This is a genomic window from Bacillus mesophilus (assembly GCF_011008845.1).
Classification (GTDB): domain Bacteria; phylum Bacillota; class Bacilli; order Bacillales; family SA4; genus Bacillus_BS; species Bacillus_BS mesophilus.
On record NZ_JAAIWM010000006.1, the window covers coordinates 134,178 to 149,614 of the forward strand.

The following is a 15,437-nucleotide window of genomic DNA, read 5'->3' on the forward strand; positions in this document are numbered from 1 at the left end:
CCTCCTAAGAGTTAGTTCCTGATAGCCTATGTAAGGAGAAGCAATTTGTGAGGATAGGACCGACTAAAAATAACCGAATGCCTAGGAAAAGAGGTTGTAAAAAAGGGTATGTGGAGCAATATAGTCCACATACCCTTACCCATTTATTCAGTTTTATCCGGTATTTTATATTTAAAGATCGGTGAGCGGAATAAGTCTCGGGCTTTCCACTTTTCAAGGGGTTCCCAGCCTGGAATCGAGAAGGTGTGTGTGTATATTAAAGCATTGCTTTTAAGCTCACTATTAAATTTATCCTTTAATTTTTTCATTCCACGAGGGAATAAATAACAGACAATTAAATCAAAGGAGGATAAATCAGCATGATAAAAATTCCTTCTTTCAATTGATAAATTGGGAGTAGGAGAGACTAACTGCCGAAGCTTCATAAACAAAAAAGGAATGAGTGAGTTCTCGTATGCTACTACTTTAGCATTAGGGTGTTGTTTTGCAATGGGAAACACGAGTGTTCCCCAACCTGCTCCTAAGTCAACAACCTTGGTTGGAGTTTCATCTAGTAAAATTTTAAGAAGCTCCTTTTTTACTCTATAAGAGGTTGGGGTAGGGGAAATTCTATTCCTCATCGAAGTCAGTACGATTGAAAAAGTAGCTATTAAGGTCAGCATAAGAACGGTATATAGAATCATTTGTAAAACTCCTTTGTCAAAACAATAGATATGCTACAAAAAGTCATGTGATAGATCACATGACTTTATCATTTTATCTTATTTAGTAGGATAAGTCGAACTGAGGCTAATTCAGCCTTATTACTTCATCAATGATCCTTTATTCTTTGCTTCATAAGTACTCATTATAAATTTGCCCGTTCGGTATCGCAAGAAACCTTATACCAAAGAGAGTGTCCCATGCTACTCGCGTCAGTGCCCATAAAGTGTACGAATTAGACTAAAGTCGTAGCTGTTATTCCATCCTTTTTCTGAGGTGAGAATCAATCTGTATAACGATGGAATTGGACCCTGCCTTTTCTATACTGTAAATAGAAAGATTAGAGCTAAAGGAGAGGTTAAGTGATGAATAAAGATAAACGTGTGGTCATGATTACTGGTGCAACAAAAGGGTTGGGAAAGGCATTAGCTTTTGCTTTTGCTAATGAGAACTATCGGATTGCTATTTGTGCTCGAAATGAGGAGGAAGTGCACCTAGTAAAGACAGAACTCGAACAAAGGGGAGCTGAGGTGGTAGCGGTTAGGGCTGATGTAAGTAACGAAAAGGACGTAGATCGTTTTGTCTCTGTTGTTGAAAATGTCTTCGGGACCATTGATGTCCTAATCAATAACGCATCAATATTTGGACCTGGGCCATCGCTGCTACTCGATTTTAATCTTCAATCATTTGAAGAGGTACTTCGTGTGAATATAATTAATCCCTTCTTGGTCACAAAAAGGGTTCTCCCCGGGATGTTAACAAGAAATACTGGTTCGATTATAAATGTGACTTCTGAAGCGGGGCGAACCGGCTTTGCAACTTGGGGGGCATATGGAATATCAAAGTTTGCTGTAGAAGGTATGACTCAAACTTGGGCAGATGAATTAAGTGACACAGGAGTTAGGATCAATATGGTGGATCCAGGAGAAATGGATACAGATATGCATGAAATTGCTGTACCAGGATGTGATTATCCACTAGCAAAGCCAGAAGAAGTAGTAGATGTTTTCTTATATTTAGGTTCTGAAGAGTCTAATGAAATAAATGGTATACGATTTGAAGCACATGATTTTAGTGACAGAAAGGGGAAAAGTGATGGCATTAACTCATTTTGAAGTACCAAACCATCTAAATGCGCATCAGCCGATCGAATTTATTGGGAAGAATCGAGATGAAGTGAAGCTTATGATATTAGACCGTTTTACAGCTAGAACTTTTCATGGTGAATTTCAAGATTTAGGTGAGTTTTTAGAAACTGGTGATGTGCTTGTGTTAAATAATAGTCGTACAATCCCTGCTGTGTTAAAAGGCAAACAAGGTAATCGTGATATTGAGATCCGCTTATCAAGGAAAGTAAATGAGCTCCAATGGGAGGCTCTACTAACTGGTGGACCCTATACGGGCCAGAATTTATTATTACCAGATAATGTGAAGGCAAAAATAATCGGCAACGGTAGTGAAAATCCATTAGTAATTCTTCAGTTTTCGGTGAGTGGGCAAGATTTTTATAACTTTTTATATGAGTATGGAGAGCCGATTCGATATGAGTATATTAAGCAACCATGGTCGTTAGACTCCTATCAGACTGTTTATTCTTCAGTACCTGGTTCCGTTGAAATGCCTTCAGCAGGTCGAGCCTTTTCTTGGAGGTTATTAAACGAGTTAAGAAATAAGGGGGTTGAACTAGCTTTTGTACAGCTTCATGCAGGATTAAGCTATTATGGTCACGATCAGTGGCCAGATCCAAGCAAGCATCCTGAACGTTTTCATATTCCAACAGAGGCAGCAGATAAGATTAATAGGGCAAAGCGTAATGGAAAGCGCGTTATTGCAGTTGGAACTACAGTCGTACGAACACTTGAAACGGCTGGAGATGATCGAGGGTATGTGAGTGAAGGTTCTGGAGTAACCCACTTATATATTCATAAGGAAACAAATATCAAAGTAGTAGACGGACTATTAACTGGACTTCATGAACCGGAGGCAAGTCATCTAGACTTATTAAGTGCCTTTGTGGATAGGGAAATGCTTTTCAAGGCATATCACCATGCGATTGATAGAGGGTACCTGTGGCATGAGTTTGGAGACATGAACCTGATCCTTTCTATGAGGAATCAGAATTGAAAATGCATCATATTGGCTTGTATACTAATAATTTGAGTGAAACGGAATCCTTTTATGAAACAATGTTTGGATTTAGATTAGATCGCAGAATCCAAATATTTGGGGAAATCATCACTTTTATGAAACATGAGGAAATATGTATTGAACTCCTAAAATCTGATTCAATCGACTTTAACGGAGAAAGTATCCACTTTGCCTGGAGTGTTGAATCTTTAAAGGACACGATGAAGGAATTAGAGAAAAAGGGTCTGAATCCAATTGAAGGACCTTATCATCTGAAGAATGGTTGGAAAACAGCATTCTATCAAGGGCCGACCCATGAAATAATTGAGCTAATAGAGTCATGAAAACCGAGGAATCTTTACACTCTCTCGGTTTTTGTCGAAAAGATTATTATGACATTCTAGTAACAGTTGGCTATCAAATGTTCAAATTTCATCAGGATATGGTAGAATGGTTGACGAGCCAATTGAAAGGAATGTGATAAGGATGAAGAAACGTTTACTAACAGTGATGTTGGCGCTAGGATGCCTTATGGTTTTAGGGGCATGTAATAGTGATGAGAAAGAAAATAAAGAAACAAAAGAGAGTACGGAAGAAAATAAAGTGATGGCAACTGTAAATGGGGAAGAAATTCTAAAATCAGATTATGATTTATTATTTCAGGATACGGCAGCCACTTATGCTCAGCAAGGTATGGATGTTAATACGTTAGATGAGGAAATGAAGAAACAATTAGAAACACAAATTTTAGATCAATTAATAAATACGGAGCTTTTGATACAACAGGCAAATACCGAAGGATTTAAGCCAGAAGAAGGCGAGGTAAATGATAGTCTTGAAGAAATGAAAGCTCAGTTTGAAGATGAGGAAAAGTTTAAACAAGCGTTAGAAGAAAATAATTTAACTGAAGCAAGTCTAAAAGAGCGAATTGTATCAGAATTACAAATCACTTCTTACTTAGAGTCTGCTGTAGGTGAGATTAAAGTAACAGATGAAGAAATCACAGCCGTATATGATCAATACAAGCAAGCGATGGAATCACAAGAACAAGAGGTTCAAGAGCTAGAAACAATTAAAGCTCAACTTGAAGAACAAGCAACTATGCAGAAGAGACAAGAGAAAATTAGTGAAATTATAGAGCAGCTTCGAAACGACAATGAAATCGTTGTTCTATAATGACAGAAAATAGTCCTGTAAAGGGACTATTTTTTTATTTAGGCTAACAATAAGGTTTAACACAGCTTTTATTTAAAACGTGAGCTTCATAGATCCATTAAAGGAATCATTCACTCTAATTTATTTAAACTAGTGGAACTTATAGCTAGATCTACACCATATAATGAGATATAACAATAACAGGTGTATGTTGGAAAATATGGTGAATAAATTATTCTATGAATCTGTCGAAATATGTTAGAATATATCAGAAGGGTAGGTGGAACTTTTGAACTATGAATTAATTTTCACATTAGGTGCATTACTATTTTCATTTGGTCTAATGACACTAATTTGGTCACACTTAAAGGAAAAGGATGAGAAAAATGCAGGTACGTATCTACCATTTTTCCCAGGCCTATTTACTCTTGGTGGGATCATAATGGTCTTAGTTGGTTTCCTTAGCCCATTTTTATTAGGTGCGCATTAAAATAAAAACTCAACTTAATAGATCAACCTCTGATTTAATGAAATCAGAGGTTATTTTATTTTTAAGGATTTTTCCACTTCAATAATACAGAAGTGTAAAAGCACCGAATCCCTTCTTATATAAAAAAACTTGTCCTATGAGGAGAATGGGCTCAACTACTCCTATATATGTCTAATCCTTCTTATTTCTAGTTACATATCATGTAGAGAATACTAAAAAAGGAGGAAGAATATTATGGCATTTTTCAGAAGACCTTGCCCAAGGATATATCCACCTAAGGTAAATGCAGTTAATACAGCAAATGTAATAGAAGTACCTCATATTCATCCGTCTCACACTATTTACAATCATCATCAAAAGTTCGTTCATAAACATTACTATCCGCATACTACGTCAGCACAGAACTTTGTTACACATGAGCATGTTCATGTTCCAGGTCCTGGACCCGTATTACCACCACGCCGCCCATTTTTCTAAATAATTATAAAAGTACTAGGAAAGAGAAAGCAGTTTTGCTTTCTCTTTCTATTTGTTTTTTAATGAGACCTTTAGCAGGATTGATCAAGGCTGTCACAACGAAAATCAAATCAAAGTTTAACATTAGCCAATTATACAGAAGTGCAATATACAATCTAGAAATTAGTACTAACTTTTTGTTATACTGACAAATGACTAGATACATGTTTTAACTTTGTCATTAAGTGATAAATACATAAACTAAAGGAGTACGAAAATGGGAAAGACACTGATTTTTGGGCATAAGAACCCTGATACTGATTCAATTTGTTCGGCGATTGCCTATGCTGAGCTAAAGGCTGAACTAGGACTAGAGGTAGAAGCGGTCCGTCTAGGTACAATTAACGAAGAGACTCAATTTGCACTTAATTACTTTAATGTAAATGCACCTCGACTTGTGGAAACTGTTGCTGGAGAGGCAGAAGGTGTTATCTTAGTTGATCATAATGAACGACAACAAAGTGCGAATGATATTGATCAAGTAAGAATATTAGAAGTAATCGATCATCATAGAATCGCCAATTTTGAAACAAGTGATCCTTTATACTTTCGTGCTGAACCAGTTGGCTGTACAGCTACAATTTTAAATAAACTATATAAAGAAAATGGCATCTCGATTCGTAAAGAAATTGCTGGGTTAATGTTGTCAGCTATCATCTCAGACTCACTGTTATTTAAATCCCCGACTTGCACAGAGGAGGATGTAAAAGCAGCACGTGAATTAGCAGGTATTGCAGAAGTAGATGCCGATCAATATGGTCTTGATATGTTGAAGGCAGGAGCAAATCTAAGTGATAAAACTGTACAAGAACTAATTACATTAGATTCAAAGGAATTTGAAATGGGCAGCTTTAAGGTTGAAATTGCTCAAGTAAACGCAGTTGATACAAATGATGTTCTTACTCGTAAAGCAGAGATTGAAGAAGCGTTAAATAAAGTGATTAATCAAAAAGGTTTGGATTTATTCTTATTTGTGGTAACAGATATATTGACGAACGATTCAGTAGCTCTAGCTATAGGGGAACAAACTTCTGCGGTTGAGAAAGCTTTTAATGTAACGCTTGTTGATCAAACAGCTACATTAAAAGGGGTTGTCTCTAGGAAGAAGCAAGTAGTTCCAGTTTTAACCAACACGTTAAGTTAATAAAAAGTGAATCCGTAAAGGATTCACTTTTTTAATTGCTCTCTTTAAAATAGGTTTGCGATGCGAGAAGTCAAAAAAGTAAAAAATAGGAAATAAGTTCTACTAATAATTGGTATTGCCTAGTTTATTTTGAGCAAGCTATTTTTGTATGGAGTAATAAGCTCTGTTCATTCCTACTATTATTGTTGAGTAGAAGGGACCGACCATAGGTATGCGCGTTGGATCATCTAAGTTATACCTAATGTCTTAAAAATAGAGGAAAATGAGGAAAGTAACGTATGCACATTCTTTTAGCTATATGTGTCTTCGTATTATCACTAACAAAAGGTGACCTTAAAAATATCGAGAAATATGGCTTGACTATTTACTATGTGATTATTTGCAACCTGCTTTATAATGTCATTTGCTTTAATCATTTATTATGGAAGTATGAGTCTGATATTTTTAAGGGTTCCCACCTAACTGTTGATTTGATTTACACCTTTGTAGTTCTACCAGGTGTTACTTTTCTATTTCTCTCGCATTTTCCTAGCCTACAACAAAAAGTAAAAATGATTATTTATATAGTAAAATGGGTTGCTCTTGCTTTGTTATTAGAACTGTTATACCTAAAAACAGGTAGACTCGTTCTTCAGAACGGTTATGAATATTGGATGGAGTTTTTCTTCTACCCTGTTATGTTTGGGATGATGTATTTACATCAAAAAAGACCCTTAATTGCTTATATTTTCTCAGTCATTATTATTTGTTTTATGGTTTGGTATTTTGAGGTACCAGTTATATAATTTGAAGTGGTAGAATGATCTCAATAATAGTTCCATTCTCATCGCTCCATATATGAAAGTCACCATGGTGATTCTCAATGATTTGTTTTGAAATCATGATCCCGAGCCCTGTACCATTTTCTTTAGTCGTAAAGAACGGCTCTCCAATTCTTTTTAGCAGATGTTCCGGAATACCACATCCATTATCCTTAAAAAGGAGCTTCGTTTTGTTAGAACCATGTTCTTTTACTTCAATTGTAATTTCACCATTTTTCTCCATTGCTTCAATTGAATTTTTTAATATATTGATGAAAACCTGCTTTAACTGATTCTGGTCAGCTTGGAGAGTAAGCCGATTGAAATCAAAAGAAGTAGTAATTTGAATACCCTTCATAATGGCTTCTGTATGAATTAGGGTTTTAATGTCTTCTAGCAATTTGATGAGTTCTACTTGATCGAACTTAAGTTCTTGTGGTTTTGAGAGCACAAGTAATTCATTAAGAATGAGTTCTATTCGATCGATTTCCGAATTGATAATATCATAATACTTCTTATTAGAATCTGAATGAGATTCAGATTGGATCAATTGGTGAAATCCTTTAATTGCCGTTAATGGATTTCTGACTTCATGGGCAATTCCTGCTGCAAGTTTCCCTGCTGTTGCTAATTTCTCAGAGTTTATGATTAGTTCCTGTGTTCGCTTCTTTTCTTCTACACTTCTAATAATCAGATGTTTTGCATGTTGATTTTCATAGATTGTAGGAATTCCCATAACCTCAACTTCTACAATGGACCCATCAGTTCGAACAAGCATATATTCTTTAAATTCGGTTGCCATTCCTGCTTTAATGATGTTGATCCGTTTAAGTGCGAGCTCTAAGTAATCAGGATGAACAAAGTCGAACATATTTCTTTTATAAATTTCCTCTTTAGCCGTGGCACCTAACAACTCCATTCCAGTCTTGTTTATAAATAAGATTTGGCTACCTCGGGAAACAATAACCGCATCAGGAGAGTGTTCTACTAGGTTACGATAAGTTTCTTCTCTACTTTTAAGTTCATTTTCTGCCTTCTTACGTTCGGAGATATCCCGAATTGTACAGATAACCTCAAGGACTTCTTCTGTATCAGGATGAATGATTGGTTTGCATAACGCCTCAATCCAGACATAACTCTCATCCTTTTTTTTCATTTGGAAAAGTTCTCGACCATTCATTTTGTTATGTAATACTTCAATACGAATGCCTTGTGCTTTTTCTTGATCATCTTCATGAAACAAGGATAAAAAGTCAGTTGTAACTAACTCATCTGCAGAATAGCCAAGAATCTTTTCACATGCAGGTGATATATATATCACTTTACCGTTTGCATCTGCTCTCAAGATCATATCAAGAGAGTGTTCTGTAACTAGCCTGAATATTTCTTCATTCTTTTTATAAGTAGCCCTCTGATTTTTAAAGTGCGTAATATCCTTTGCTGTCCAGCAAATTCCAACTACTTGGTTATCAACACAAAAAGGTATATTCGATACGTTAAGGTGAATGTATGCCCCTGTTTTTGTAAGAAAGGCACAATCAAAGTTTAAAAACTCGCCATTAATAGAGCGTGTATAATAATCCTTCACAGAATGAAGAAATTCTTCAGGAAGTAATTGTTGATAGGTAGATTGAGTTAGTTCTTCTTCTGTATATTCAAACAGACCTTGGCCAGTCTTATTAACCTTAACAAAGTAACCATTTAGATCTAATATAAATAATGCTTCCTGTTTGGATGCATAGATAGATTTATATTTTGGTAGGTTTTTTTCAATAAAAGTTTCTAAAAGGGTTCTTTTTTGGTTATGTATTGTTTTTGAACTACTCATCCTTTTTAATCAGTTCCTTTCCCTACTATGCTTGTCCTTTCCCCGACAAGCCAAGGAGAATTATCTATATATAGTAGAAACTTTTTTAGTATTTTTATATATCTAAAATATAAGATCATTGCTTTCCTTTTTATCTACCTCTTATTGTATTAAGCAAAACCAAAATTAGCAATATATTCCCAGATATTTTAAGTGAAAATGTTAGAATATTCAAACAAAAATAGCTGAAATATAGAATCTGCTATGAATATAGTTCCTTTTAAGATAATGGATGTTAAATAAAAGACAGTACAGATTACATAAACAAAAAATATTATTTTTAAAAAATCATAAAAAGGGACATAAACAAAAAAAGACTGTCGAATTTTTTAGCAGCGAAACAAAAACATTATAATTTAAGGGGAGACAAACATGAAAAGCACTAATAAATTATTTACTTTATTAACAAGTGGAGCATTAGCTACTACATTAGTATTTACTTCAGGAACTAGTCAGGCATTTGCTAATACAGATGATACTACCACTGAAAATTCAACAGAGATCACTGAGTCAACGACTGACACTACCACTGAAACTTCAACAGAAAGTACTGAGTCAACAACTTTACCTGATTCTGAACCTACAGAAAGCACGGATGATTCAGTAGAAGAAAGTGAAGATACTCAACCGACATTAATTCCAGGAGATTTCTTTTATTTTGTAAAACTCATGGCTGAAAAGATTAGATTAGCTGTAACATTTGATGAGTTCAAAGAAGCGGCACTTTTAGCTGAATTTGCTGCTGAACGTATTAGTGAAGCAAATGCTTTAATTGCTGAAGGCAAATCAACAGAAGCAGAGGAACTTCTTCAAGCTGCAATTGCGACACAAGAGCAAGCAGAAGAAATTCTACCTGTAACTGAACCAGTTAATGAAGAAGAGGTAACAGAGGTTGTAACTGAAGACGGAACTCAAACTAATGAGGAACCTAATACAGAAGAAGCGACTACAGAAGAAGCAATTTCAGAAGAACAATTACCAACAGTAGACCTTGTTCAAGGACAACTAGCTGCCAATATTAGTGCCTTATTACTTGCTTTAGAAAAAGTAGAAAACCCTAAGGCACAACAAGCACTTGCGAAAAATATAGAAAAATCTTTTGAAAAGCTTTCTAAAAAGCTAGGAAAAAGAAATGAAAAAGTAGCAAAAATTGAAGAAAAAATACTTGAAATTCAAAATAAGCTAAACGAGGGAGATATTTCTCAAGAAGAAGCTGAAGAAGAATTAGAAGAGCTACAGGAAGAGTTAGAAGAAAAGAATGAAGAAGTAGTAGAAGATGTTGAGGAAGAAATCGAAGAAATGGAAGAAGAAATAACAGAAGCAACTGAAGAAGATGATGATCGTGAAGAGGATGATCAAGACAATCAGAACGCAGTAGCAAAGAAGGCAGCTGAAGAAAAGCGTGAGGCAGCTAAAAAACTAGCAGAAGAGAAGCGTGAAGCTGCAAAGAAAGCGGCAGAAGAGAAACGTGAGGCAGCTAAAAAGGCAGCGGAAGAAAAACGTGAAGCTGCTAAGAAAGAAAAAGAAGAGAAGCGTGAAAATGGCAAGAATAAGGATAAAGATGATGACCGAGACGACAATGACGACCAGGATGACGAAGAGTAAACTGATTAATAAAACGCAAGGGTCCTAAATGGACCCTTGCGTTTTTATATATAATTCTTACTTTAATTTGTAGAGGTTAGAGAGATTTGGATTAATTCCGTTTATACTTCGAGTCACTGTACTTATCTATATAGTAGAAAGAAGAATTTAATTTTCCTTTCTTGAGTAGTTTAGATAAACTAATGGAGATAAAGTAAAGTTTAGTTTAAAGTGAGGAATCTTATGAATCATAAATTGTTTTATCAGGATGCTTATTTACAATCGTTTCAAGCGAATATCGTTAGGCAAGATCAAGATAACAATGGTAATTGGTATGTTTTACTGAGTCAAACTGCCTTTTATCCAACTGGTGGAGGTCAACCCTTTGATACGGGAACACTAAATCATGCAAGAGTAATTAATGTGGAAGAGATTGACGGGGAAATTTATCATTATATAGATAGGAAAATAGAGGATTTATTAGTAGAAGGAAGAGTTGAGTGGGAACGGCGTTTTGATCATATGCAACAGCATGCGGGTCAACATATCCTATCTGCTGCTTTTGTTGAACTAACTGGTTATGAGACAGTAAGTTTTCATCTAGGTTCAGAGTTATTAACAATTGATTTAAATACAACGGAATTAACTCAACAAGAGCTGGAAAAGGTTGAATTTCTTGCAAATGAAATTATTCTAGAAAACCGCACTATACAAACAAAGTGGGTGACAAAGAATGAGGTCGCTCAATATCCATTAAGAAAGCAGTTATCAGTGACTGAGAATATAAGACTTGTCATCATTCCAGATTTTGACTATAACGGCTGTGGGGGAACACATCCTTCTTCAACAGGGCAAGTTTCATCTATAAAAATTCTTGATTGGGAGCGCCAAAAAGAAAAAGTCCGTGTCTATTTTGTATGTGGAGCTAGAGTAAGAAAACAGCTTCAACAAAAGCATAGCGTGTTAAAGGAAGTAGGGAAGCTAGTTAGTTCTTCTGAACAATTAATGGTGGAAACCGTGCAAAAGTTGTTAAGTCGAAATGGAGAGCAAGATAAGACAATCTCCGAGCTAAGGGAACAGTTACTTCTATTTGAAGCGCAGAAAGTACTTCAAGGAAACCTGGAGGGTTCAATAATCACTCATCTTTTTCATAATCGCTCCATTCAAGAGCTCCAAAAGCTAGCTAGGCATATAATAGCATCAACAAATGAAGAGAATATAGTTCTTTTGGTAACAGAAAACGAAGATCTGGTACAGATGGTGTTCGCTTGTGGATCTGACTCATCATTTAATATGAATTCTTTAATGAAGGAAGTACTACCGATTATCCAAGGTAAAGGTGGAGGAAGTCCAGTGTTAGCTCAAGGTGGCGGAAAGAAAATAGTTTCTGGTAAAGAAATCATTCAACAAGCGTTAAAAGTAATAAGTAAATAAGCTTCTTAATTCAACAAATTACCCCCAAAGAATCTGCTGAATCCTCGAAAGATATAGTAGAAAAAGCTTAAATGTGGTTGATTCCATATAGCTTTTAGTAGCTAGGAGGGGTAAATTTGAATAAACTATTTAAAGATATCGATAAATTGCTTGAAGCTACTAAAGACTCTGAAACAGAGTTACTTGAAAAGGAACGACTATTTACCATAGATATAGATGCGTTATTAGAATCAACACGAGATATGTAAACAAAAAAGCTAGGAGCACACCGCTTCTAGCTTTTTTTATTTGGTATGGATCTATAAGACTTCAAAAGGAATAAGAGAAATGAATTAAAAATTACCATGAAAAGAGAGTTGATATAAAAGGGAATAGAAGTTATATAAAAGGTGTCATTCCTTTGCCTATTTCTTCAACTAGGAAATTAATATAAGAAATCTGTTGATCAGTTAAACCGAACTTCTGCTTAACCTTCGTCTCCAGGTTTGTAGTAACACGTCTTTTCCCAAGTTCAACTAAGGCGATTAATGAATAGCTACAATTTATTGCTTTTGCAAAATCGCGCTGAGTCATATTATAGTGCAACCGGATGGATTTAATCATTTCTTTCTCCATGAACTCTCACCTCTAAAATAATTCTACTTTAACCATATAGCATCATGACAAAATATGAAACATGAATTTTTTATGAAAAGCATGAGATTTATAAAATTTGGAAAAAAATTCACAAGCTGTTCAAGTTTATTGTTTTAGCCTTCCTGTTAGTAATGGTTTAGTTGGAGTCTCATATATGATGAAAAAAATTTCCATTTATTTGAAACAGTTACCTTACTCAACCCGTCTAATCCTAAAAAGGGTTGGGGTGGTTTTTTTGAAGCTTAATAAACATAGTGGTCCAAATTGGTCATTTATTTTTCACTTAGTCTTATCGATTCTTCTTTTTGGTGGAATTTTCGTTTCTATGCTGCTCTTTTTTATTTTTCAAGCAAATTAAGAATTATATTTGAAACTTAACACCAGACTCTAACGTATAAGTGGTAGTAATGATTCTGAGTAAAAGGATGGGAAAATTAACATGAAAAATTCTCATGAGATTGAATTTAAGTTACACGGTGATGATATGCAGTTCGTAGAAATCGAACTTGACCCTGAAGAAAGTATGGTCGCAGAAGCTGGATCCATGATGATGATGGAGGACGGAATTGAACTTGAAACAGTCTTCGGAGATGGGGGTCCTCAAAGTAAGGGATTACTAGGGAAACTGGTGGGAGCCGGTAAAAGGCTTGTCACAGGGGAAAGTTTATTTATGACGGTATACACTAACAAGGGTACCGGGAAAAAGCATGTTTCATTCGCTGCACCATATCCTGGGAAGATTATTCCTATGGATTTAAGTGAGTTTGATGGCAAGGTTGTCTGTCAAAAGGATTCATTTCTTTGTGCAGCAAAGGGAGTTTCAATTGGAATAGATTTTCAACGTAAGCTGGGTGCTGGCTTTTTCGGTGGGGAAGGTTTTATCATGCAAAAGCTTGAGGGTGATGGATTAGCTTTTTTACACGCGGGCGGAACTATTTATAGGAAAGATTTGCAGCCCGGTGAGAAACTTCGTATTGATACAGGTTGCTTAGTCGCAATGACTAGGAATATTAATTATGATATTGAATATGTTGGTAAAGTAAAGACTGCTCTTTTTGGTGGTGAAGGATTATTTTTTGCAACTGTACAAGGGCCAGGGACAGTGTGGATTCAATCCTTACCTTTTAGTCGCTTAGCAGACAGAATATATGCAAGTGCTCCTCAGGGAGGAGGCAGTTCAAAAGGAGAGGGCGGAATTTTAGGTGGATTCCTAAATGGGGATAATTAGAAAAAACACCTATTGACTTCCATGTTAATTCTTATACAATTGTATTATCAAAAAAATGAATAGATCTCCTAAAGGGGAGTAGCTTTTACATTAAAGTCGTCATTTCAGGGTATCCTACCCTCGGCTTTAGTGGCAGCGTTTAACCGTTGTTAGCAAGACCTTTACCATTAAAGCGGTAAAGGTCTTTTATTTTTTCAAAGACCTTTGCCATTTCTGGTAGAGGTCTTTTATTTTTTCTAGGCTCTTTTTGGAATTTGAAAGGCCAAATAAAAAAAGAAGAGAAAAGAGGGCTAACAATGAATAAAAGAAGATTAAAGAAAGACAGACTTTCTTTTAAGGAGTTAATTGTAAAGAATAAAGAAGAGATTATGAAGTCCAAGGAAGAACTCGACAAAATTGATAAGAAAATTGATGAAAAAGTGATAAATATTATGTTGAAAGGGAGAGAGGAATGCGGTTAAAAAAATATATGTCTTTATTAGGAATTGGTTCTGCTAAGGTCGACTTAGTTCTTGAGAAAGGGGAAGCAAAGCTTGGAGAATGCATAAAGGGGTCAATTCACATTGATGGAGGTAACATTGAGCAACACCTCAAGAGGATTGAATGTGACCTTGTTAAAACAGACAATACGCATAGAGAAGAAGTGGTTGAAACGAAAACCATACTAACAAATAAAGTGATCGATTCAGAAAATCACAAGGAAATCCCGTTTTCCTTTTATATTCCAGAAACTCTCATACCTTCTTCTGATTGCTTAACATATCGCTTTAAAACAAGACTGGTGTTTAATGAGGGATTGAAAAGTTTGGATCAGGATACTATTACCATCTTGGTAACGTAAAATCTGCGCAATAATAAGAAGTATAACTAAACAAATTCAAACGAACAGTAAGAGAGTATATAAGGAGGTCATTAAATGGAATTATCAGTGTTGTTAGAGTATACATGGGTCCTTTTATTATTAATTGCCTTAGAGGGACTTCTGGCTGCAGATAATGCATTAGTGCTTGCTATAATGGTTAAACATCTTCCTGAGGAGGAGCGTAAGAGAGCATTATTCTATGGATTAGCAGGGGCATTTATTTTTAGATTTGCATCGCTATTTGCAATCTCCTTCCTTGTAAACGTATGGCAGGTTCAAGCAATTGGAGCTCTGTATTTATTATTTATTGCGATTAATCATATAACCCGGAAATTGGTTTTTAAAAATAAGTCAAAAGAAGAAGAAAAAGATAAGAAAAAGTCTGGTTTCTGGATGACTGTTTTAAAAGTAGAACTAGCTGATATCGCATTTGCAGTTGATTCAATTTTAGCAGCTGTTGCTTTAGCGGTAACTTTACCTAACACAAACCTTCCGCAAATAGGGGGACTTGATGGTGGTAAATTCTTAGTGATTTTTGCAGGTGGTTTAATTGGTTTAATTATCATGAGATTTGCAGCAAATTACTTCGTTCGCCTTTTGCATTCGCGTCCTGGATTGGAGATTGCTGCGTTCTTAATTGTAGGTTGGGTTGGTGTAAAGCTAGCAGTATATACGTTATCTCACCCGGACTTAGGATACCTACCATACACGTTTGCAAAATCTCCAGAGTGGAAAATCACTTTCTATGTGGTTCTAATCCTAATTGCAGCAGGAGGTTGGTTCTTCTCTAAGGAAAAGAAACCAGAAGCTGACAAACAATCTGCTTAATTTGAAGAAAAAATTAAAAATAATGTATAAGAGGCATAGATGTTGGCAATAATGGGTATTGTAA

General features: G+C 35.4%; 18 protein-coding genes. 15 read left to right on the forward strand and 3 right to left on the reverse strand.

The features are described from left to right. Positions 1-143: 143 nt before the first annotated feature. Complete coding sequence (locus tag G4D63_RS16335) at positions 144-683, reverse strand: class I SAM-dependent methyltransferase (protein ID WP_163180752.1); 540 nt, start codon at positions 681-683, stop codon at positions 144-146. 384 nt (positions 684-1,067) lie between these two features. On the opposite strand from G4D63_RS16335, the gene G4D63_RS16340 reads away from it, so the two are divergent. The 8 genes from G4D63_RS16340 (at position 1,068) to G4D63_RS16375 (ending at position 6,919) form a co-directional block, all read left to right on the forward strand. Next, positions 1,068-1,817 carry an SDR family NAD(P)-dependent oxidoreductase gene (locus G4D63_RS16340; protein WP_163180753.1) on the forward strand — a complete coding sequence of 250 codons (750 nt, stop codon included), beginning with the start codon at positions 1,068-1,070 and terminating at the stop codon, positions 1,815-1,817. Continuing rightward, positions 1,798-2,826, forward strand: a complete 1,029-nt coding sequence (locus tag G4D63_RS16345) for an S-adenosylmethionine:tRNA ribosyltransferase-isomerase (RefSeq protein ID WP_163180754.1) — start codon at positions 1,798-1,800, stop codon at positions 2,824-2,826. The genes G4D63_RS16340 and G4D63_RS16345 overlap by 20 nt, the downstream gene beginning before the upstream one ends. A 2-nt stretch (positions 2,827-2,828) precedes the next feature. Continuing rightward, positions 2,829-3,173, forward strand: coding sequence for a VOC family protein (locus tag G4D63_RS16350; RefSeq protein WP_239586007.1), 345 nt, complete (start codon positions 2,829-2,831; stop codon positions 3,171-3,173). A 142-nt stretch (positions 3,174-3,315) separates the two neighbouring features. Next, positions 3,316-4,005, forward strand: a complete 690-nt coding sequence (locus tag G4D63_RS16355) for a SurA N-terminal domain-containing protein (RefSeq protein WP_163180756.1) — start codon at positions 3,316-3,318, stop codon at positions 4,003-4,005. Between the two features lie 268 nt (positions 4,006-4,273). Continuing rightward, complete coding sequence (locus G4D63_RS16360; protein WP_163180757.1) at positions 4,274-4,474, forward strand: hypothetical protein; 201 nt, start codon at positions 4,274-4,276, stop codon at positions 4,472-4,474. A 234-nt stretch (positions 4,475-4,708) separates the two neighbouring features. After that, entirely contained in the window at positions 4,709-4,951 is a 243-nt protein-coding gene (locus tag G4D63_RS16365; RefSeq protein ID WP_163180758.1) for a CotD family spore coat protein, read from the forward strand. 256 nt (positions 4,952-5,207) lie between these two features. Then, positions 5,208-6,134 carry a manganese-dependent inorganic pyrophosphatase gene (locus tag G4D63_RS16370; protein WP_163180759.1) on the forward strand — a complete coding sequence of 309 codons (927 nt, stop codon included), beginning with the start codon at positions 5,208-5,210 and terminating at the stop codon, positions 6,132-6,134. Between the two features lie 278 nt (positions 6,135-6,412). Beyond that, positions 6,413-6,919: a CBO0543 family protein gene (locus G4D63_RS16375; RefSeq protein WP_163180760.1), complete on the forward strand. Its 507-nt coding sequence runs from the start codon at positions 6,413-6,415 to the stop codon at positions 6,917-6,919. Here the strand turns inward: G4D63_RS16375 and G4D63_RS16380 are convergent. Then, positions 6,912-8,762 carry a PAS domain S-box protein gene (locus tag G4D63_RS16380; RefSeq protein WP_163180761.1) on the reverse strand — a complete coding sequence of 617 codons (1,851 nt, stop codon included), beginning with the start codon at positions 8,760-8,762 and terminating at the stop codon, positions 6,912-6,914. The genes G4D63_RS16375 and G4D63_RS16380 overlap by 8 nt on opposite strands. 411 nt (positions 8,763-9,173) lie before the next feature. Between G4D63_RS16380 and G4D63_RS16385 the strand changes: the two genes are divergently transcribed. The 3 genes from G4D63_RS16385 to G4D63_RS22165 all read left to right on the forward strand — a co-directional run bounded on the left by G4D63_RS16385 (position 9,174) and on the right by G4D63_RS22165 (position 12,067). Beyond that, positions 9,174-10,406: a DUF5667 domain-containing protein gene (locus tag G4D63_RS16385; RefSeq protein WP_163180762.1), complete on the forward strand. Its 1,233-nt coding sequence runs from the start codon at positions 9,174-9,176 to the stop codon at positions 10,404-10,406. A 222-nt stretch (positions 10,407-10,628) separates the two neighbouring features. Beyond that, a complete protein-coding gene (locus G4D63_RS16390) occupies positions 10,629-11,819 on the forward strand; it encodes an alanyl-tRNA editing protein (protein ID WP_163180763.1) in 1,191 nt (396 codons plus the stop codon). Between the two features lie 116 nt (positions 11,820-11,935). Then, the gene (locus tag G4D63_RS22165; RefSeq protein ID WP_275580317.1) at positions 11,936-12,067 is read left to right on the forward strand and encodes a hypothetical protein; all 132 of its coding nucleotides are present in this window, start codon (positions 11,936-11,938) and stop codon (positions 12,065-12,067) included. 130 nt (positions 12,068-12,197) lie between these two features. On the opposite strand, the gene G4D63_RS16395 is transcribed toward G4D63_RS22165, so the two are convergent. Then, positions 12,198-12,434, reverse strand: coding sequence for a helix-turn-helix transcriptional regulator (locus G4D63_RS16395; protein WP_163180764.1), 237 nt, complete (start codon positions 12,432-12,434; stop codon positions 12,198-12,200). A 460-nt stretch (positions 12,435-12,894) separates the two neighbouring features. On the opposite strand from G4D63_RS16395, the gene G4D63_RS16400 reads away from it, so the two are divergent. From G4D63_RS16400 to G4D63_RS16415, 4 genes are all read left to right on the forward strand, one after another. Beyond that, on the forward strand, positions 12,895-13,683 hold the full coding sequence (locus G4D63_RS16400) for a TIGR00266 family protein (RefSeq protein ID WP_163180765.1): 789 nt from the start codon (positions 12,895-12,897) through the stop codon (positions 13,681-13,683). A gap of 296 nt (positions 13,684-13,979) precedes the next feature. Further along, positions 13,980-14,144 (forward strand): FbpB family small basic protein, encoded by a 165-nt coding sequence (locus tag G4D63_RS16405; protein WP_163180766.1) that lies wholly within the window; start codon positions 13,980-13,982, stop codon positions 14,142-14,144. Continuing rightward, positions 14,135-14,524 (forward strand): sporulation protein, encoded by a 390-nt coding sequence (locus G4D63_RS16410; RefSeq protein WP_163180767.1) that lies wholly within the window; start codon positions 14,135-14,137, stop codon positions 14,522-14,524. Before G4D63_RS16405 ends, G4D63_RS16410 begins: the two co-directional genes overlap by 10 nt. A gap of 75 nt (positions 14,525-14,599) precedes the next feature. Next, on the forward strand, positions 14,600-15,373 hold the full coding sequence (locus G4D63_RS16415) for a TerC family protein (RefSeq protein WP_163180768.1): 774 nt from the start codon (positions 14,600-14,602) through the stop codon (positions 15,371-15,373). Positions 15,374-15,437 lie beyond the last annotated feature (64 nt).